The organism is Methylibium sp. Root1272 (assembly GCF_001425905.1).
GTDB lineage: Bacteria > Pseudomonadota > Gammaproteobacteria > Burkholderiales > Burkholderiaceae_C > Methylibium.
Window position 1 is genome coordinate 91,977 of sequence record NZ_LMDY01000018.1, and the last position, 19,503, is coordinate 111,479.

Annotated in this window: 18 protein-coding genes; 16 read left to right on the forward strand and 2 right to left on the reverse strand. The window is 72.3% G+C overall.

Annotated elements, in window-relative coordinates; translation table 11 throughout:
• Window positions 1–25: 25 nt before the first annotated feature.
• Together ASC67_RS18895 and uraH are read right to left on the reverse strand one after the other, a co-directional pair.
• Window positions 26–1,231, reverse strand: a complete 1,206-nt coding sequence (locus ASC67_RS18895; RefSeq protein ID WP_056325687.1) for a urate hydroxylase PuuD — start codon at window positions 1,229–1,231, stop codon at window positions 26–28.
• A gap of 27 nt (window positions 1,232–1,258) precedes the next feature.
• Entirely contained in the window at window positions 1,259–1,612 is a 354-nt protein-coding gene (gene uraH, locus ASC67_RS18900; protein ID WP_056325692.1) for a hydroxyisourate hydrolase, read from the reverse strand.
• 183 nt (window positions 1,613–1,795) lie between these two features.
• Between uraH and ASC67_RS18905 the strand changes: the two genes are divergently transcribed.
• The 16 genes from ASC67_RS18905 (at window position 1,796) to ASC67_RS18980 (ending at window position 19,132) form a co-directional block, all read left to right on the forward strand.
• Window positions 1,796–2,557, forward strand: a complete 762-nt coding sequence (locus tag ASC67_RS18905) for a GntR family transcriptional regulator (RefSeq protein WP_056325697.1) — start codon at window positions 1,796–1,798, stop codon at window positions 2,555–2,557.
• Window positions 2,558–2,596: 39 nt separating this feature from the next.
• Entirely contained in the window at window positions 2,597–3,532 is a 936-nt protein-coding gene (gene puuE / locus ASC67_RS18910; protein ID WP_056325703.1) for an allantoinase PuuE, read from the forward strand.
• An 82-nt stretch (window positions 3,533–3,614) separates the two neighbouring features.
• Entirely contained in the window at window positions 3,615–5,438 is a 1,824-nt protein-coding gene (gene uraD, locus ASC67_RS18915) for a 2-oxo-4-hydroxy-4-carboxy-5-ureidoimidazoline decarboxylase (protein ID WP_056325706.1), read from the forward strand.
• A complete protein-coding gene (locus tag ASC67_RS18920; RefSeq protein ID WP_056325713.1) occupies window positions 5,435–6,664 on the forward strand; it encodes an ArgE/DapE family deacylase in 1,230 nt (409 codons plus the stop codon). Before uraD ends, ASC67_RS18920 begins: the two co-directional genes overlap by 4 nt.
• 1 nt (window position 6,665) lies before the next feature.
• On the forward strand, window positions 6,666–7,166 hold the full coding sequence (locus ASC67_RS18925; RefSeq protein WP_056325718.1) for a nucleoside deaminase: 501 nt from the start codon (window positions 6,666–6,668) through the stop codon (window positions 7,164–7,166).
• 82 nt (window positions 7,167–7,248) lie between these two features.
• Window positions 7,249–9,114, forward strand: a complete 1,866-nt coding sequence (gene atzF, locus ASC67_RS18930; RefSeq protein ID WP_056325723.1) for an allophanate hydrolase — start codon at window positions 7,249–7,251, stop codon at window positions 9,112–9,114.
• A 46-nt stretch (window positions 9,115–9,160) separates the two neighbouring features.
• Window positions 9,161–9,370, forward strand: coding sequence for a DUF4089 domain-containing protein (locus tag ASC67_RS20720; protein WP_056325728.1), 210 nt, complete (start codon window positions 9,161–9,163; stop codon window positions 9,368–9,370).
• A complete protein-coding gene (locus ASC67_RS18940) occupies window positions 9,367–10,785 on the forward strand; it encodes an AtzE family amidohydrolase (RefSeq protein ID WP_056325733.1) in 1,419 nt (472 codons plus the stop codon). The genes ASC67_RS20720 and ASC67_RS18940 overlap by 4 nt, the downstream gene beginning before the upstream one ends.
• 19 nt (window positions 10,786–10,804) lie before the next feature.
• Window positions 10,805–11,197: an oxalurate catabolism protein HpxZ gene (gene hpxZ / locus ASC67_RS18945; RefSeq protein WP_056325739.1), complete on the forward strand. Its 393-nt coding sequence runs from the start codon at window positions 10,805–10,807 to the stop codon at window positions 11,195–11,197.
• 31 nt (window positions 11,198–11,228) lie between these two features.
• On the forward strand, window positions 11,229–11,996 hold the full coding sequence (locus ASC67_RS18950) for a GntR family transcriptional regulator (protein ID WP_056325744.1): 768 nt from the start codon (window positions 11,229–11,231) through the stop codon (window positions 11,994–11,996).
• 219 nt (window positions 11,997–12,215) lie between these two features.
• Complete coding sequence (locus ASC67_RS18955) at window positions 12,216–13,340, forward strand: BMP family ABC transporter substrate-binding protein (RefSeq protein WP_056325748.1); 1,125 nt, start codon at window positions 12,216–12,218, stop codon at window positions 13,338–13,340.
• Window positions 13,341–13,949: 609 nt separating this feature from the next.
• Window positions 13,950–15,050 carry an ABC transporter permease gene (locus ASC67_RS18960; RefSeq protein WP_056325752.1) on the forward strand — a complete coding sequence of 367 codons (1,101 nt, stop codon included), beginning with the start codon at window positions 13,950–13,952 and terminating at the stop codon, window positions 15,048–15,050.
• On the forward strand, window positions 15,047–15,964 hold the full coding sequence (locus ASC67_RS18965; RefSeq protein WP_056325756.1) for an ABC transporter permease: 918 nt from the start codon (window positions 15,047–15,049) through the stop codon (window positions 15,962–15,964). Before ASC67_RS18960 ends, ASC67_RS18965 begins: the two co-directional genes overlap by 4 nt.
• Window positions 15,965–15,979: 15 nt before the next feature.
• Window positions 15,980–16,675: a cysteine hydrolase family protein gene (locus ASC67_RS18970; RefSeq protein WP_056325761.1), complete on the forward strand. Its 696-nt coding sequence runs from the start codon at window positions 15,980–15,982 to the stop codon at window positions 16,673–16,675.
• Window positions 16,676–16,838: 163 nt separating this feature from the next.
• Window positions 16,839–18,440, forward strand: a complete 1,602-nt coding sequence (locus ASC67_RS18975; RefSeq protein WP_056325764.1) for an ABC transporter ATP-binding protein — start codon at window positions 16,839–16,841, stop codon at window positions 18,438–18,440.
• A complete protein-coding gene (locus tag ASC67_RS18980; RefSeq protein ID WP_235566388.1) occupies window positions 18,437–19,132 on the forward strand; it encodes a cysteine hydrolase family protein in 696 nt (231 codons plus the stop codon). The genes ASC67_RS18975 and ASC67_RS18980 overlap by 4 nt, the downstream gene beginning before the upstream one ends.
• Window positions 19,133–19,503: the final 371 nt, after the last annotated feature.

Consider the following 19,503-nt stretch of genomic DNA (forward strand, 5'->3'; position numbering starts at 1 on the left):
AAGGCGCGTACCCAGGCGGTGCCCGCTACCTGGGCGATGCCCCGGCCTCGTACCAGCGGCCCAGCAGCGCGCGCTCGGCGTCGGTCATCTGCGTGGCGTTGCTCATCGGCATCGCCTTCAGCACCACCGCCTGCTGGTAGATCTGCTGCGCGTGGCTGGCGATCAGCTCGGGCGTGTGGAGCTGGACGTTCTTGCTGACGACCTGGGCGTTGTGGCACATCGCGCAGCGCTCGCCGACCACCGCCTGCACCTGCGCGAAGCTCACCGGAACCGCCGCAGCCGCCTGCCCCACGACGGCGTCGGCCTTCGGCGGCGCGACCAGCAGCGCCACGCCGGCCAGGAGGGCGACGGCCGCGGCGGCGATCTCCCAGCGCGGCGGCGCCTTGTGCCGGAGCACGAAGAACAGCCGGATCAGTGCACCCGCCAGCATCATCAGCACCAGCACCAGCCAGTTGAGGTGGTGCTGCGTGACCATGCCGTAGTGGTTGGACAGCATCGCGATCAGCACCGGCATCGTGAAGTAGGTGTTGTGCACGCTGCGCTGCTTGCCGCGCTTGCCGTGGTTCGGGTCGACAGGCTGCTTCGCGCGCAGCGCCGCCACCACCTTGCGCTGGCCGGGGATGATGACCATCAGCACGTTGGCGCTCATCACCGTGGCCAGCATCGCGCCGGTCAGCAGGAAGGCGGCGCGCCCCGCGAACAGGTGGCAGGCGATCCAGGCCGCCACGCAGGTGTAGAGGAAGACACCGATGCCGACCTTCAGGTCACCGCCCACCGAGCCGTCGGGCCTGCGGCCGAACACGCGGCAGATGCCGTCGTAGACCACCCAGCCCAGCACCAGGTAGGCCAGCGCGCCGGCCACCGCGGCGCCGGGCGACCAGTCGAACACCGCCTTGTCGACCAGGAAGGACGAAGCGTTGACGAAGTACAGCACGCACAGCAGCGCGAAGCCCGACAGCCAGGTCACGTAGCTCTCCCAGTACGACCAGTGCAGCTTCTCGGGCAGGTTGGGCGGCGCCACCAGGTACTTGTTCGAGTGATAGAAGCCGCCGCCATGCACCGCCCAGGCCTCGCCGTCGACGCCCTTCATCTTCAGCTCCGGGTCCTCGGGCTTGTAGAGGCTGTCGTCGAGCAGCACGAAGTGCAGCGAGGCACCGATCCAGGCGACCGCGGTGACCACGTGCAGCCAGCGCAGCAGCAGGTTGGCCCAATCGAGCAGGTAGGCGTCCATCGTGGTTGTCGTCGTCGATCGCGCCGCTCAGCTGCCGCGGTAGGTGGAGTAGGCCCAGGGGCTGGCCAGCAAGGGCACGTGGTAGTGCAGCGCCGGGTCGGCCAGGCCGAACTCCAGCGGCACCTCGTCGAGGAAGGGCGGCTCCGGCAGCGCGACGCCGCGCGCGCGGAAGTAGTCGGCCACCGCGAAGACCAGGCGGTAGCGGCCCGGCTGCATCGCCGTGCCCTCCAGCAACGGTGCGTCGGCGCGGCCGTCGTCGTTGAGGCGCAGTTCGGCGAGGCACTCGGCGCCTTGCGGCGCCAGGCGCCACAGCGTCACCGCCATGCCGGCGGCGGGGCAGCCGTTCATCGTGTCGAGCACGTGGGTGGTGAGTCGTCCCATGGTCGTGGCGGCGGCGCTCCGGTGGTGGTCGCGGGATGGGGCGTGTCGTCCGTGTCGGCGGGCCGCATCACGCGGCGCCGCCGGCTCGAGCTGTGCACAAAAGTGTATACACTTTGCCGGTCGTCGCAAGCACCGTGCCATGGACCTGCCGGGCCGCGACGCCGCCGATACCGCACCGAAACGATGCCTCGCACCGCCGCCGCCCCGCTCCAGGCCCTGAAGCCCGCACCGTCGCGGCGCCGCCGTGCCGGCGCGGCGGCACGCGCCGCGCCGGAGGCCGACACCAGTGCCACGCAGCGCATCGTCGACGCGATCACCACCGCCATCGTCGAACGCCGGCTGATGCCGGGCACCAAGCTGGCCGAGCAGAAGATCGCCGACCTCTTCAAGGTCTCGCGCACCCTGGTGCGCCAGGCCCTCAACCAGCTGAGCCGCGACCGCCTGGTCACGCTCGAGCCGGCGCGCGGCGCCTTCGTCGCCCGGCCCGGCGTGCAGGAGGCGCGCCAGGTGTTCGAGGTGCGGCAGATGCTGGAGACCGCGATGGTGCGCAAGCTGTGCGCGACGATCACCGACACGCAGATCGCCGAGCTGCGCGCCCACCTGCGTGCCGAGCGCGAGGCCGTGCTGCGCACCGACGTGCCCGGCCGCACCCGGCTGCTGGCCGACTTCCACATGATCCTCGCCCGCATGGTCGGCAACGAGGTGCTGGCGCAGCTGCTGACCGACTTGCTGTCGCGCTCGTCGCTGATCTCGCTGATGTACCAGTCCTCGCACTCGGCCGAGCACTCGCAGGCCGAGCACGTGGCCCTCGTCGACGCGCTGGAACGGCGCGACGCCCGCGCCGCGGTGAAGCTGCTCGACGCCCACCTGCACAACGTCGAGCGCAACCTGCGCCTCAACCCGCGCGTCCACGACCTCGACGCCGCGCTGCGGCCGGCCGGGTGAGCGGACGGACTGCGCTCGTTTCTTGCAAGGCCCGCCGCCATGGACCCGATCCCTCCCTACCCCCGCGACCTGCGCGGCTACGGCCGCGACGTCCCGCACGCGCGCTGGCCCGGCGGCGCGAGGATCGCGGTGCAGTTCGTGCTGAACTACGAGGAAGGCGGCGAGAACAGCCCGCTGCACGGCGACCCGACCTCGGAGACCTTCCTGTCCGAGCTGATCACCGCCCAGGCCTACGAGAACCGCCACATGACGATGGAGTCGATGTACGAGTACGGCTCGCGCGTCGGCGTGTGGCGCATCCTGCGCGAGTTCGAGAAGCGTCGCCTGCCGCTCACGGTGTTCGGCGTCGGCATGGCGCTGCAGCGCTATCCGGAGCTGCTGGCCGCCTTCATGGAGAGCGGCTACGAGATCGCCAACCACGGCCTGCGCTGGATCCACTACCAGAACCTGCCCGAGGCCACCGAGCGGCGCCACATCGGCATCGGCACGCAGCTGCTGCGCGAGCTGACCGGCGGCGAGTGGCCGCTGGGCTGGTACACCGGGCGCGACAGCCCCAACACCCGCCGGCTCGTCGCCGACCAGGGCGGCTACGAGTACGACAGCGACTACTACGGCGACGACCTGCCGTTCTGGATGACGGTCACCAAGACCGACGGCAGCACGCAGCCGCACCTGGTGGTGCCCTACTCGCTCGACACCAACGACATGCGCTTCGTGCAGGCGCAGGGCTTCAACACCGGCGAGCACTTCTTCACCTACCTGCGCGACAGCTTCGACGCGCTCTACGCCGAAGGCGAGGACGCCCCCAAGATGATGTCGATCGGCATGCACTGCCGCCTGCTCGGCAAGCCTGGCCGCATCGCGTCGCTGCAACGCTTCCTCGACCACATCGAGGCGCACGACCGCGTCTGGGTGTGCCGGCGCATCGACATCGCGCGGCACTGGCAGGCCACCCACCCGTGGCAGACGCCATGAGCCCGACGAACGGCCGCCCGAAGGCGGGCGAGATCCCCTCGGGGGATCGAGAGCGGCGCGCCACCGCAAGCGAGGGGCAGACATGAACACCGACGGCAACGTGATCCCTCGGCCGCTGACGCTGGACTGGCTCAATGCCGCGGCGCCGGGCCCGGCGCTGGCCGCGCTCGACGGGCTCTACGAACACTCGCCCTGGATTGCCGCGGCGGCGCTGCAGCAGCGGCCGTTCGCGAGCCTCGCGCAGCTGAAGCATGCGCTGGTCGGCATCGTCCGCACGAGCGGCCGCGACGCCCAGCTCGCGCTGGTGCGCGCCCACCCCGAACTGGCCGGCAAGGCGGCGGTGGCCGGCGCGCTGACGGCCGAGTCGACCCACGAGCAGGCAGCAGCCGGCCTGAATCACTGCACGCCGGAGGAGTTCGCGCAGGTGCAGCGTCTCAACGCCGCCTACGGCGAGCGCTTCGGCTGGCCGTTCGTGATGGCGGTACGCGGCGCGCGCGGCACGGGCCTGCACCGACGGCAGATCATCGCCACCCTCGAACGCCGGCTGCAAGGCCACCCGGAGCTCGAGCTGGCCGAGTGCCTGCGCCAGATCGACCGCATCGCCGAGATCCGCCTGAACGACAAGTTCGGCATCACGCCGGTGCTGGGCGACCAGGTGTGGGACTGGGCCGAGCGACTGGCGGTGCACACCGACCCGGGCTACGGCGAACGCGGCGAACTCACCGTCACCTACCTGACCGAGGCGCACCGCGCCTGCGCGGCACAGCTGCAGGCCTGGATGCGTGACGACTGCGGCTTCGACGAGGTGCGCATCGATGCGGTGGGCAACGTGGTGGGCGTCTACCACGGTGGCCCGATCGACGACAAGCAGCGACCTCGCCGCCTGCTGACCGGCAGCCACTACGACACCGTGCGCAACGGCGGCAAGTACGACGGCCGGCTCGGCATCCTGGTGCCGATGGCCTGCGTGCGCGAACTGCACCGCGCCGGCCGGCGCCTGCCCTTCGGCCTGGAGGTGATCGGCTTCGCCGAAGAGGAAGGCCAGCGCTACAAGGCCACCTTCCTCGGCTCCGGCGCGGTGATCGGCCACTTCGACCCCACCTGGCTCGATCAGCAGGACGCCGACGGCGTGACGATGCGCGCCGCGATGCAGGCCGCCGGCCTGCCGGCGACGCTGGAGGCCATCGCGGCCGAGGCGCGCGACGTGGCGCGCTACCTCGGCTTCGTCGAGGTGCACATCGAGCAGGGGCCGGTGCTCAACGAGCTGGACCTGCCGCTGGGCGTGGTGAGCTCCATCAACGGCAGCCTGCGCTACCTCGGCGAGGTGAGCGGCGTCGCCAGCCACGCCGGCACCACGCCGATGAACCGCCGGCGCGACGCCGCCACCGCGGTCGCCGAGCTGGCGCTCTATGTCGAGCAGCGCGCCGCCGCGGCGCCGCACCTGGTCGGCACCGTCGGCATGCTGGAGGTGCCCAACGGTTCGATCAATGTCGTGCCGGGCCGCTGCCGCTTCAGCCTCGACATCCGCTCCACCACCAACGAGGTGCGCGATGCGATGGCGGCCGACGTGCGGGACCGGCTGGCCGCGATCTGCGAGCGCCGCGGCCTCGCCTACCACCTCGAGGAAACCGTGCGCGCCGCGGCCGCTCCCAGCGACGCGGCCTGGCAGCGCCGTTGGGAAGCCGCCGTCGCCGCCACCGGCCTGCCGGTGCACCATCTGCCCAGCGGCGCCGGCCACGACGCGATGAAGCTGCACGAGGTGATGCCGCAGGCCATGCTGTTCGTGCGCGGCGAGAACGCCGGCATCAGCCACAACCCGCTCGAATCCACCACGGCCGACGACATGCAGCTCGCGGTCGAGGCTTTCATGCACCTGCTCGGCACTCTGAGCCACGACACCCCATGAGCACCCCCCACGACCGACTCGACGCCTGGATCGACGCCCACTTCGACGAGCAGGTGACGCTGCTGCAGGAACTGGTGAAGGTGCCCACCGACTCCCCGCCCGGCAACAACGCGCCGCACGCCGAGCGCACCGCCGAGCTGCTGGCGGCCTTCGGCTTCGAGGCCGAGAAGCACCCGGTGCCAGCCGACGAGGTGCGCGCCTACGGCCTGCAGTCGCTCACCAACCTGATCGTGCGGCGCCGCTACGGCGCCGGCGGCCCGACGATCGCGCTGAACGCCCACGGCGACGTGGTGCCGCCCGGCGAGGGCTGGACCCATGATCCCTACGGTGGAGAGATTGCCGACGGCAAGCTCTACGGCCGCGCCGCCGCGGTCAGCAAGTGCGATTTCACGACCTACAGCTTCGCGGTGCGCGCGCTCGAATCGCTGGGCGCGCCGCTGAAGGGCGGTGTCGAGCTGCACTTCACCTACGACGAGGAGTTCGGCGGCGAGCTCGGCCCCGGCCGGCTGCTGGCCCAGGGCCTGACGAAGCCCGACCTGATGATGGCCGCCGGCTTCAGCTACCAGATCGTCACCGCGCACAACGGCTGCCTGCAGATGGAGGTCACGGTGCACGGCAGGATGGCCCACGCCGCGATCCCGCACACCGGCGTCGACGCACTGCAGGGTGGGGTGACGATCCTGAACGCGCTGTATGCGCAGAACGCCCTCTACAAGGGCATCTCGTCCAAGGTGCCGGGCATCACCCATCCCTATCTCAACGTCGGGATGATCGAGGGCGGCACCAACACCAACGTCGTGCCCGGCAAGGTGGTGTTCAAGCTCGACCGCCGGATGATCCCCGAGGAGAACCCCGAGCAGGTGGAGGCCGACATCCGCCGCGTGATCGCCGATGCCGCCGCGCAGACCGACGGCATCACCATCGACATCCGCCGCATGCTGATGTGCCGCGCGCTGACGCCGCTGCCCGGCAACGCACCGCTGGTGGCCGCGCTGGAGAAGCAGGCCTCGGCGGTGTTCGGCGAGCCGATCCGCACCACCGGCACGCCGCTCTACACCGACGTGCGGCTGTACTGCGAACACGGCATCCCGGCGGTGATCTACGGCGCCGGGCCGCGCACGGTGCTGGAGAGCAACGCCAAGCGCGCCGACGAGCACGTCGTGCTCGACGATCTGAGGCGGGCGACCAAGGTCGTCGCACGCACGCTGTACGACCTGCTGGGCTGAGATGCATGCGTTCAGCCACCCCGACCCCAGCGCCGCGCAGATCACCGCCGCGCTGCGCCGCGCCAACGCCGTCGCGCTGAGCGCGCTGGCGCTCGGCCGGCACCCCTTCGGCGCGCTGCTGCTCGCCCCCGATCACCGGACCGTGCTGGCCGAGCAGGGCAACATCGACACCGTGCAGCACGCCGAGTCCACGCTGGCGCGCGGCGCGGCCGGTCGGCATGCGCCGGACTTCCTGTGGGACTGCACGCTGGTCACCACCTTCGAGCCCTGCGCGATGTGCGCCGGCACCGCCTACTGGGCGAACATCGGCCGCATCGTCTACGGCGCCGGCGAGCAAGCCCTGCTCGCACTGACCGGCGACCATGCCGAGAACCCGACGCTGGCGCTGCCCTGCCGCGAGTTGTTCGCACGCGGCCAGAAGCCGGTGCGGGTGTTCGGGCCGGTCCCGGAACTCGAGGCCGAGCTGCTGGCCCCGCACCAAGGCTTCTGGGCCAGCCGCTGAACGGGGCGGCGCGGCCGCGCGCGGTCGGCATGGTTCCTGCTGCATCCCATCTGGTACACAAGACAGTGCACCAGCACACACCATGCACGCACCGAACCCGTTCACGCTGGAGGAGTGGCAGCAGGCCTACCGCGATGGCGCAACGCCCGGCACGCTGCTTCCCGAGCGGCTGCGCCAGCTCAAGAGCGGAGGCGACGATCCGGCGTGGATCCTGCTCGCCAGCGAGGCCGAGCTCGACGACCAGCTCGCTGCCCTGGCCACACGCGCCGCCGGCTGCGCGGACGAGGCCGCGCGCGCACAGGCCCTGCCGCTCTACGGCGTGCCGTTCGCGGTGAAGGACAACATCGACATCGCCGGCTTGCCGACCACCGCCGCCTGCCCGGCGTTCTCGCACACCGCCGAGCGCTCGGCGCGCGCGGTGCAGCGGCTCGTCGAGGCGGGCGCAGTGTGGCTGGGCAAGACCAACCTCGACCAGTTCGCCACCGGCCTGGTCGGCACCCGCTCGCCCTATGGCCGGCCGGCGAGCGTGTTCGCCGCCGACCGCGTGAGCGGCGGCTCCAGCTCCGGCTCGGCGGTGGTGGTCGCGCGCGGCGACGTGCCGCTCGCGCTGGGCACCGACACCGCCGGTTCGGGCCGCGTGCCGGCCGGCTTCAACAACATCGTCGGGCTCAAGCCCACGCCGGGCCGCGTGTCCACTGCCGGCGTGCTGCCGGCCTGCCGCTCGCTGGACTGCGTGTCGGTGTTCACGCACACCGTGCCGGCCGCGGCCACCGTGCTCGCGCTGATCGAGGGGCCGGACGCCGACGACGCCTACAGCGCCTTCGCGCCGGGGCCGGCCGGCTGGAACGGCCCGTTGCGCGTCGGCGTGCCGCGCGATGCGGTCTTCAGCGGCGACGCCGGCTATGCCGCGGCCTTCGAGCAGGCGCTCGGAGAGTTGCGCCGGCTCGGCCACAGTGCGGTGCCGATCGACTTCGCGCCGCTGCACCGGGTGGCCGACCTGCTGTATGCCGGCCCCTGGGTGGCCGAGCGCCATGCCGTGGTGCAGGCGCTGCTCGCGCGCGACCCGCAGGCGCTGGACCCGAGCGTGCGCCAGATCGTCGAGTCGGCCACGGCCTTCAGCGCCACCGACGCCTTCCGAGGCCAGTACCGGCTGCGGGCGGCGCAGCGCGACGCCGCCGCGCTGTGGCAGCAGGTCGACGTGCTGATGGTGCCCACCGCGCCGGGGCACCCGCGCTTCGACGAGGTCGACGCCGACCCGCTGGGCGCCAACGCCGGCCTGGGCACCTACACCAACTTCGTCAATCTGCTGGGCTGGTGCGCGCTGGCCGTGCCGGCCGGCTTCACCGCGACGGCGGCGCCCGGCGGACCGGCCGTCGGGCTGCCGTTCGGCATCACCTTCATCGCCCCGGCGAACGCCGATGCGGCGCTGGCCCGCTTCGGGGCGCAGTGGCAGCGCGCGATGGACCTGCCGCTCGGCGGCTCGCGCCGGCACCTCGAGGACCTGCCCGCGACTGCCGCGGGGCCGGCACCGGCCGCCGAGCCGACCCTGGCGCTGGCCGTGGTCGGCGCCCACCTGTCGGGCCTGCCGCTGAACGGCCAGCTCACCGAGCGCGGCGCGAGCCTGCTCGAGGCCACCACCACCGCGCCGCGCTACCGCCTGCACGCGCTGCCCGGCACCACGCCGCCGAAGCCGGGCCTGGTGCGCGCCGCCGGCGGCGACGACGGCCATGCGATCGCGGTCGAGGTCTGGGCGCTGCCGCAGCGCGCCGTCGGGTCCTTCCTCGCGTTGATCCCGCCGCCGCTGGGCCTGGGCTCGATCGAGCTGGCCGACGGCCGCTGGGTGCACGGCTTCCTGTGCGAATCGCATGCGCTGGCCGGCGCCCCCGATGTCAGCGCCTTCGGGGGCTGGCGCGCCTATGTGGCGTCGCTGCGCCGTGCCGCGGCCTAGGCTCGCCGCACCCGACCTCACCTGCCCAGATTTCCAGGAGACCGCCATGCTGCCCGCCGACACGATCGAGGCCTACGTCGACGCCGCCGCCGCGGCGCTGGCCTTGCCGCTCGCGCCCGAACACCGCGCCGGCGTGCTGCGCTACTTCGCGCTCGCGTCGCAGATGGCCGCACTGGTGAACGGCCTGCCGCTCGCGGTCGAGGACGAACCGGCGCCGCAGTTCGTGCCGCTATCGCCGCAGGACGCCGCATCGTGAGCGCCGACACGCTGCTCGCCGGCACCGCCACCGGCATCGCCGCCGCGGTGCAGCGCGGCGAGGTCAGTGCCAGCACGATGGTGCAGGCCAGCCTGGCGCGCATCACCGCCACCGACGCTCGCGTCAATGCCTTCACCGACCTCACCGCGCAGCGCGCCCTGGAGCGCGCCGCCGCGCTCGACGCGCGCCACGTGGCGGGCGACACCGCGGCGCTGCCGCTGCTGGGCGTGCCCTTCGCGGTGAAGAACCTGTTCGACGTGCAGGGCCTGGCCACGCTGGCCGGCTCGAAGATCGAGCGCGAGCACGCGCCGGCGCTGCGCGACGGGCCGCTGGTCGAGCGGCTCGAGGCGGCCGGTGCGGTGCTGGTGGGCGCGCTGAACATGGACGAGTACGCCTACGGCTTCACCACCGAGAACAGCCACGCCGGTGCCACCCACAACCCGCACGACCTGGCACGCAGCGCGGGCGGCTCCTCCGGCGGCTCGGGCGCCGCCATCGCCGCCGGCCAGGTGCCGCTGACGCTGGGCTCCGACACCAACGGCTCGATCCGCGTGCCGAGCTCGCTGTGCGGCGTGTTCGGCCTCAAGCCCACCTACGGACGGCTGCCGCGCCACGGCTCCTACCCCTTCGTCGCCAGCCTCGATCACCTCGGGCCCTTCGCGCGCTCGGTGTCCGACCTGGCGCTGAGCTACGACCTGCTGCAGGGCTGGGACGCCGCCGACCCGGGCTGCGTGCAGCGCCCCATCGAGCCGACTCACGCCACGCTGGCGCTGGGCGCGGACGGCCTGCGCATCGCGGTGCTCGGCGGCTACTTCCACGAGCATGCGCTGCCCGAGGCGCGCGCCGCGGTCGAGCGGGTCGCGGCGGCGCTCGGCGTCACGCGCCACGTCGAGTTGCCGGAGGTGGCGCGTGCCCGTGCCGCCGCCTTCCTGATCAGCAACGCCGAGGGCGCCACGCTGCACCTGGGCGACCTGCGCACGCGCGCCCACGACTTCGAGCCGCTGTCGCGCGACCGCTTCCTCGCCGGCGCATTGCTGCCGGCCGCCTGGGTGCTGCAGGCACAGCGCGTGCGGCGCTGGTTCGCGCAGCGCGCGGCCGAGCTGTTCGGCGAGGTCGACGTGCTGCTGGCGCCGGCCACGCCCTGCGTCGCGCCCCTGCTCGGCACCGAGTGGCTGGAGCTGAACGGCCAGCGGCTGCCGGCCCGACCCAGCCTGGGACTGCTGACGCAGCCGATCTCCTGCATCGGCCTGCCGGTGTGCGCGGTACCGGTGTGGGGCACGAACCCGGCGCTGCCGGGCCTGCCGATCGGCGTGCAGGTGATCGCCGCGCCCTGGCGCGAGGACCACGCGCTGCGCGTCGGCGCCGCGCTCGAGGCCGCTGGTGTGGTGCACTCGCCGGTCGCCACGCTCGACTGAACCCGAAGGAAGCCCGCCGATGACCGACGACTCCGACATCAACCGCCCCGAGGTACTGGCCGAGATGCAGGCGGTGTTCGCGCGCTACGAGGACGCGCTGGTCCACAACCGCGTCGACGTGCTCGACGCGCTGTTCTGGCCGAGCGCGCACACCGTGCGCTACGGCACGGCCGAGAACCTGGTCGGCATCGACGCGATCCGTGCCTTCCGGCGCGCCCGGCCGTCGCAGGGCCTGGCGCGCCGCCTCGCGCTCACCGTGATCACCACCTACGGGCAGGACTTCGCCACCGCGATGACCGAGTTCCATCGCGACGGCGACGCCCGCATCGGCCGCCAGAGCCAGACCTGGGTGCGCTTCGCCGACGGCGGCTGGCGCGTGGTGGCCGCGCACGTGAGCCTGATCGATGGCTGATGCTGCGCGGCGTGCCGTCTAGACTCGCGCGATGAGCACGCGTCCCGCCCGCCGTCCCGCAACCGCCGCCTCCCGCGCGCGCGCCACCGCCGCCGTAGCCCCGGCCACCACGCTGCCCGCCACCGCGGTGCGCAGCAACCTCGCCGAGCAGGCCTATGCCCGGCTCAAGGCCGAGATCCACGATTTCCTGCTGGTGCCCGGCGACCGCTTCTCCGAGGCGGAGATCGGCACCCGCCTCGGCGTCAGCCGCACCCCGGTGCGCGAGGCGCTGTTCCGGCTGCGCAACGAGGGTTTCCTGGAAGTCGAGTCCAAATCGGGCTGGTACGTGCGGCCGATCGACTTCGACAAGCTCGAGCAGCTCTACGACCTGCGCGTGCTGCTGGAGCTGGCCAGCGTGGCCAAGCTGTGCACGCGGGCCGACGACGCTCCCGAGCTCGATGCGCTGAAGAAGACCTGGCTGCTGCCGGTGGCGGAGCGCCTGAGCGACGGGCGCGAAGTCGGTGCACTCGACGAGCAGTTCCACGCCACGCTGGTGCGCGCCGCCGGCAACGCCGAGATCGCCCGCGTGCACTGGGACGTGACCGAGCGCATCCGCATCATCCGCCGGCTCGACTTCACGCGCGGCGACCGCATCGACGCCACCTACACCGAGCACGCCAAGATCCTGCGCGCGGTGATGCAGCGCAAGCTCGACCAGGCCCAGCTGCTGCTGCGCAGCCACGTCGAGCAGAGCAAGTCCGAGGTCCGCAAGATCACGCTCGCGATGCTCCAGCAGGCGCGCACCCAGCTCGCGCGCTGACGCCCGAGCCCGCCCGCTCACCGCCGCGCTGCCCCGGCGTCGTGGTCGGAGCGCGGGCATTCCGGCCGGCCCCTCGGTGCCGCCCGCGACCGGTACGGCGCAGGCACGGCATTTGCGTATTCCATCTTGTATACCAATACGTGCACCAAGACCGGCCACGCCGGTTGCGGATGCCCCGCCCCGCTGCTGCCCTGCCATCCACGTAGAGGAAGAGCCACCATGACGCAACACGATTTCCGGGCCTCCCGCCGCCGCGCGCTCGCGCAACTGTCGGCCGCCGGCCTGGCCACCGCCTCGCCGTGGGCGCTGCGCGCCGCGCAGGCCCAGACCAAGATGACCATCGGCGTGATCTACGTCGGCCCGAAGGACGACTTCGGCTACAACCAGGCGCAGGCCGCGGCCGCGGCCGAGGTCAAGAAGCTGCCCGGCATCAAGGTCGTCGAGGAGGAGAACGTTCCCGAGACCACCGCGGTGCAGAAGACCATGACCGGCATGATCGTGCAGGACGGCGCCAAGCTGCTGTTCCCTACCTCGTTCGGCTACTTCGACCCGCACATGCTGGCGCTCGCCGCCAAGTACCCCGACGTGCGCTTCTCGCACTGCGGCGGCATGTGGACCGAGGGCAAGCACCCCAAGAACACCGGCAGCTTCTTCGGCTACATCGACGAGTGCCAGTACCTCAACGGCGTGATCGCCGGCCACATGAGCAAGAGCAAGAAGCTCGGCTTCGTGGCGGCCAAGCCGATCCCGCAGGTGCTGCGCAACATCAACGCCTTCACGATGGGCGCGCGCTCGGTCGACCCCAAGATCACCTGCACGGTCATCTTCACCGGCGAGTGGTCGATGGCCGTCAAGGAGGCCGAGGCCACCAACAGCCTGGCCGACCAGGGCGCCGACGTGTTCACGATGCACGTCGACGGGCCGAAGGTCATCGTCGAAACCGCCGCCAAGCGCGGCAAGATGGTCTGCGGCTACCACGCCAGCCAGGCCAAACTGGCACCCAATGCCTACCTGACCGGCGCCGAGTGGAACTGGCTCACCGCCTACAAGACCATCATCGAGGCGGCGCAGGCCGGCAAGCCGCATCCGAACTTCCTGCGCGGCGGCCTGAAGGAGGGCTACGTGAAGATGTCCGCCTACGGACCGATGGTGCCGGAGGCCGCGAAGAAGGCGGCCGACGGCATCAAGGCCAAGATGGTGGCGGGCAGCTTCGACATCTTCGCCGGCGGCCTGAAGGACAACAAGGGCGCGGTGGTCATCCCGGCCGGCAAGGTGCTGAAGCAGACCGACCTCGAGCTCGAGAAGATGAACTACCTGGTCGAGGGTGTGGTCGGGTCGATCTGAGGTGGGCGTGGATCATGGGTGCTGATCGGCTCAGGTTCCTGCTCGTGGCAAGCAGCCGGAGCGCGGGCGGCCCGGCCGGGGAGCGCGAGGTCGGCGGCCGGCGCTTCGCGCCGACTGCCCTGCGGTGCTCGGCGTCGTGGCCAGGCCGCGGAACTCGCTCTGTTCGCTGCGCTCACGGCGCTCGGACAACCGCGGCCAGTCAGTCCACGAGGCGCGCCGTGCGCGCCGGCCACGCCCCCTGCGCGCCTCGGCGCCTCGCACGCGCCCCCCGGCCCGGCCACCCTCACTCCGGCCATCACGCTACGGATGCATTGCGTTCGTGCACCTCTGCGGTTGCGGCGCGGCAGGCGGTGGGCGCCGGGGCGGTGTCGGGGTGCGGCGAGGAGCACAGGGCCGAAGGCGGCGCGCGCAGCGCGCATCGTGATCCGATCCGTCGCGCTTGTCCGAGCGCCGTTCGCGCAGCGAACAGAGCGAGTTGCGCGACGCGCCTGCGGCACGCGCACCGCAGCGCAGTCGGCGCAGCGCGCCGACCGCACCCCATCACCGCCCCGGCGCCCACCGCCTGCCGCGCCTGCGCGCACCACTAGAACGCCACAGGAGTCGACCGCCATGCGCAGCACCGCCCTCGCAGACATCCTGCTGCCGATCGGCGCGCTGGCCGCCGCGCTGCTGCTGTTCGGCGTGTTCGTGTGGTTCGGCGGCACCGACCCGGTCGAGGTGTGGGTGCTGCTGTTCAAGGGCGCCTTCGGCGACTGGTTCTCGTGGCAGAACACGCTGCAGCGCGCCGCCCCGCTGATGCTCACCGCGCTGTGCGTCGCGCTGCCGGCGCGCGCCGGCCTGGTGATCATCGGCGGCGAGGGCGCACTGGTGCTCGGCGGCCTGGCCGCCGCGGCGCTGCCGTACGCGGTGCCGCTGCCGGGCAACGTGATCGGCACCGCGCTGGTCTGCGCGGCCGGCATGGCGGCCGGCGCGGCGTGGATCGCGCTGGCCGGCGCGCTGCGCCAGTACCGCGGCGTCAATGAGACCATCAGCAGCCTGCTGCTCGCCTACATCGCGATCGCGCTGTTCAAGCAGATCGTCGAGGGCCCGCTGCGCGACCCGAGCACGCTGAACAAGCCGTCGACGCGCGCGCTGGAGGAAGGCATCCGCATCGGCGGCATGTTCGGCTCCGACGTGCACTGGGGCCTGGTGCTGGGCCTGCTGGCCTGCGTAGCGCTGGGGCTGTGGCTGGCGCTCACCGCGCGCGGCTTCGCAGTGCGGGTGGTCGGCGGCAACCCGCGCACCGCCCAGTTGGTGGGCCTGCCGGCCAGCGGGCTGATCCTGATCGCCTGCGCCATCGGCGGTGCGTGCGCCGGGCTGGCCGGCGCGATCGAGGTGGCCGCGGTGCACACCAACGCCAACGCATCGATCATCGCCGGCTACGGCTACGCCGGCATCCTGGTGAGCTTCATCGCGCGCCACAACCCGATCGCCGTCATCCCGGTCGCCATCCTGTTCGGCGGCTTCGGCGCGGCCGGCAGCCTGCTGCAACGCCGGCTCGACCTGCCCGACGCCTCGGTCCAGGTGCTGCAGGGCATCGCCTTCGTGCTGATCCTCGCCAGCGAGGCGCTGCGCGGCATCGACTGGCGCGCGGCGGCAGTGAAGCTGCGACCGCCGTCGGGGCCGGTGACGCCGGTGCAGTTGAAAGTCGAACCCAAGGCAGCGTCATGAGCGACACCCTGATCGCCTTCTCCGCCGCCATCCTGGGAGGCGCCTTGCGCGTCGGCGTGCCCTTCCTGTTCGTGAGCCTCGGTGAGTGCCTGACCGAGAAGGCCGGCCGCATCAACCTCGGCCTCGAGGGCGTGCTGGTGCTGTCGGCGATGGCCGCCTTCGGCGGCGCCTACCTCAGCGGTTCGGTCTGGGTTGGCGTGCTGGTCGCCGCCGGCGCCGGCGCGCTGCTGGCGCTGCTGCACGGCCTGCTATGCACGCTGCCGCGCGTCAACGACGTGGCCACCGGCATCGCGCTGATGCTGCTCGGCACCGGGCTGGCCTTCTACCTCGGCAAGCCGCTGATCCAGCCGCAGGCGCCGCAGCTCACGCCCATCGCGCTGGGCGGCTGGAGCGAGTCGAGCGTGGTGCAGGCCGCGCTGCAGATCAACCCGCTGCTGCCGCTGGGCATCGTGCTCGCGGTCGTGCTGTGGCTGGGCTTCGCGCGCACCCGCTGGGGCCTGCTGGTGCGGCTGGCCGGCGACTCGGCCAATGCAACGCGTGCACTCGGCTACTCGGTCGGCGCGATCCGCATCGCCGCCACCGCCGCGGGCGGCGCGATCGCCGGGCTGGGCGGGGCGTCGCTGACGCTGTTCTATCCGGGCAGCTGGAACGAGGGCATCTCCTCGGGCCAGGGCCTGATCGCGGTGGCGCTGGTGATCTTCGCGCGCTGGAGCCCGCTGCGCTGCGTGGGCGCGGCGCTGCTGTTCGGCGGCGCGGGCGCCATCGGCCCGGCGCTGCAGTCGATCGGCATCAGCCAGGGCTACTACCTGTTCAGCGCCGTGCCCTACGTGCTGACGCTGGTGATCCTGGTGCTGAGCTGCCGGCCCGGCAGCGTGGCCCAGGGCAGCCCGGGCGAACTGTCGTCCGCGCGCTGAGAGCAGGAGCCTGCGATGCCCAACGAATCCTTCGTCAATGCCGAGCCCTACCCCTGGCCCTACGACGGCGACCTGCGCCCCGACAACACGGCGCTGATCGTCATCGACATGCAGACCGACTTCTGCGGCGTCGGCGGCTACGTCGACAAGATGGGCTACGACCTCGCGCTGACGCGCGCGCCCATCGAGCCGATCAAGACGCTGATGACCCGCCTGCGCACGCTGGGTTTCCACATCATCCACACCCGCGAGGGCCACCGCCCCGACCTCGCCGACCTGCCGGCCAACAAGCGCTGGCGCTCGCGCCGCGCCGGCACCGACGGCGTGGGCATCGGCGACGCCGGGCCCTGCGGGCGCATCCTGGTGCGCGGCGAGCCGGGCTGGGAGATCATCCCCGAGCTCGCGCCGCTGCCCGGCGAGCCGGTGATCGACAAGCCCGGCAAGGGCTCGTTCTACGCGACCGACCTCGACATGCTGCTGCGCGTGCGCGGCGTCCGCAACCTGCTGCTCGCCGGCATCACCACCGACGTGTGCGTGCACACCACCATGCGCGACGCCAACGACCGCGGCTACGAATGCCTGTTGCTGTCGGACTGCACCGCGGCCACCGACCCCGGCAACCACCGCGCGGCGCTGCACATGGTGAAGATGCAGGGCGGAGTGTTCGGGGCCGTCGCGTCTTCGGGGGCTGTGCTGGAGGCGCTGGCGTGATGGCCGCTTCGTGGACGCGTGCGGCAACTCCTGGGCAGGCAACAAGCCTCGCCGGCGAAGTCGGAGGGCCGGGTGGCCCCGACGGAGTGAATAGGAATTGGCTGAACGAAGTCGGGGCCACCCGGTCCTCCGACTTCGCTCGCTCCCACGAAGGAACAGCGCCATGACCGCCCCCCTCGACCCCAAGCCCCGCCTCGACGGCGCGCTGGCGCTCGACACCTTCGAGCTCACCAAGCGCTTCGGCAGCTTCACCGCACTCGACGGCGTGTCGATGCAGGTCGCCGCCGGTTCGGTGCACGCGCTGCTCGGCGAGAACGGTGCGGGCAAGAGCACGCTGGTCAAGTGCGTGGCCGGCTACCACCCGCCGGAGCAGGGCGCGGTGCTGATCGACGGGCGCGAGCAGGACATCGCCTCGCCCATCGTCGCGCGCACGCTCGGCATCGGCATGGTCTACCAGCACTTCACGCTCGCCCCCGGCATGACCGTGGCCGAGAACCTGCTGCTGGCCGGCGGCCGAACCCCGGCGCTGATCGACTGGGCCAAGGAGCGCAAGGCGCTGGCCGAGTTCCTGACCACCACGCCCTTCACGCTCGACCTCGACGCCACGCCGGCCCAGCTGGCGGCCGGCGAGAAGCAGAAGCTCGAGCTGCTGAAGCAGCTCTACCTGAAGCCGCGGCTGCTGATCCTCGACGAACCCACCTCGGTGCTCACGCCGCAGGAGGCCGACGAGGTGCTGGCCTTCGTGCGCGCGGTGGCGCGGCGCGGCGAGTGCACCGTGCTGATGATCACGCACAAGTTCCGCGAGGTGATGGCCTATGCCGACGGCGTGACGGTGCTGCGCCGGGGCCGCAAGGTGCACGGCGCGCAGGTCGCGCTGACCACGCCGGCCGAGCTGGCGCAGGCGATGATCGGCGAGACCGCCGGCGGCAGCGCGCGGGCGCCGGTGCACGACGAGCCGGTGGTGCGCAAGCCGGTCGCAGCCGACGCGCCGGTGGCGCTGCAGGTGCAGGGGCTCGATGCACTGGGCGACCGCGGCACGCTCGCGGTACACGGCCTGAGCCTGGCGGTGAAGGCCGGCGAGATCCTCGGCATCGCCGGCGTGTCCGGCAACGGCCAGCGCGAGCTGGTCGAAGCGCTGGTCGGCCAGCGCCCGCGGCTGGCCGGCACGGTGCGCGTGGCCGGCGTGCCCTACGGCGCCAAGCGCCACGAGAACCGTGTGCTGAAGCTGCGCGCGCTGCCCGAGGAGCCGCTGCGCAGCGCCAGCGTGGCCGAGCTCAGCGTGGCGCAGAACATGGCGCTGCGCGACTTCGACCAGCCGCCGCTGCAGCGCGGCTGGCTGCGCTTCGGTGCCTGGAAGGAACGCGCCCGCGCCTGGATCACCGAATACGGCATCAAGACGCGCGGCGAGAACGCGCCGATCGGTTCGCTGTCGGGCGGCAACGTGCAGCGCGCGGTGCTGGCACGCGAGCTGGCCGGTGACGTGAACGTGTTGATCGCCGCCAACCCGGTGTTCGGCCTCGATTTCGCGGCGGTGGCCGAGATCCACACGCGGCTGCTGCTTGTGCGCGAGCGCGGCGGCGCGGTGCTGCTGATCAGCGAGGACCTCGACGAGCTGATCGAGCTGGCCGACCGCATCGCGGTGATGAGCGAAGGCCGCATCGTGTTCGAGACGCCGGCCGCCGACGTCGACCGCCACACCATCGGCTCGCACATGGGCGGCGGTGCCGACCACGGGCACGCCCAGCCACTGCCGGAGGCCGCATGACGAGCACGACGACACCGCAGCAGGCCGTGAGCGTGCCGGCCACGCCGTTCGACTACCGGCTCGCCCCCGGCACGACCGCGCTGGTGGTGATCGACATGCAGCGCGACTTCATCGAGCCCGGCGGCTTCGGCGCCTCGCTCGGCAACGACGTGTCGCTGCTGGTGCCAGCCATCGCGCCGATCGCCGCGCTACTGGCCGCCTGGCGCGCGCGCGGCTGGCCGGTGGTGCACACCCGCGAGGCGCACAAGGCCGACCTGAGCGACTGCCCGCCGGCCAAGCGTCTGCGCGGCGAACCCACGCTGCGCATCGGCGACCCCGGCCCGATGGGCCGGCTGCTGATCAGCGGCGAACCCGGCACCGAGATCATCGCGGCGCTGGCGCCGCAGGCCGGCGAGATCGTGCTCGACAAGCCCGGCAAGGGCATGTTCTGGGCCACCGGGCTGCACGAGCGGCTGCAGTCTCTGGGCGTGAGCCACCTGGTGTTCACCGGCGTGACCACCGAGGTCTGCGTGCAGACCTCGATGCGCGAGGCCAACGACCGCGGCTACGACTGCCTGCTGGTGGAAGACGGCACCGAGAGCTACTTCCCGGCCTACAAGGCCGCGGTGCTGGAGATGATCGCGGCCCAGGGCGCAATCGTCGGCTGGCATGCGCCGAGTGCGGCGGTGCTGGCGGCGTTGCCGGAGCCTTGAGTCGTTCGTTCGTCGTGACTGGTTCGGTCGACAGACAGGGTGTCGGCCTACGTTGCTGAAGTTCGCAGTCTGCGATTCGGGGGCGGTCGGTGCGGCAAAGGCGGGCCCGGGCAAGCGGCGGCGCTTCGCCTCGGCGGTCGGCGCCGGGCGCCGACTTCCCTGCGATGCGCGGTCTCGTGGCTGCGTCGCGGAACTCACTCCGTTCGCTACGCTCGCTCCGTTCAAACAACCGCGACGAGTCAGACCACGATGCGCGCTGCGCGCGCGGCCACGAGCCCTGTGCTTCTCGGCGCCTCGGAGGCGCGCCGCCGCCTGCCCGAGCCCGCCTTCGCGGAGCCGTGGTGGTGGTCGACCCGCAGACCACGCGTGGT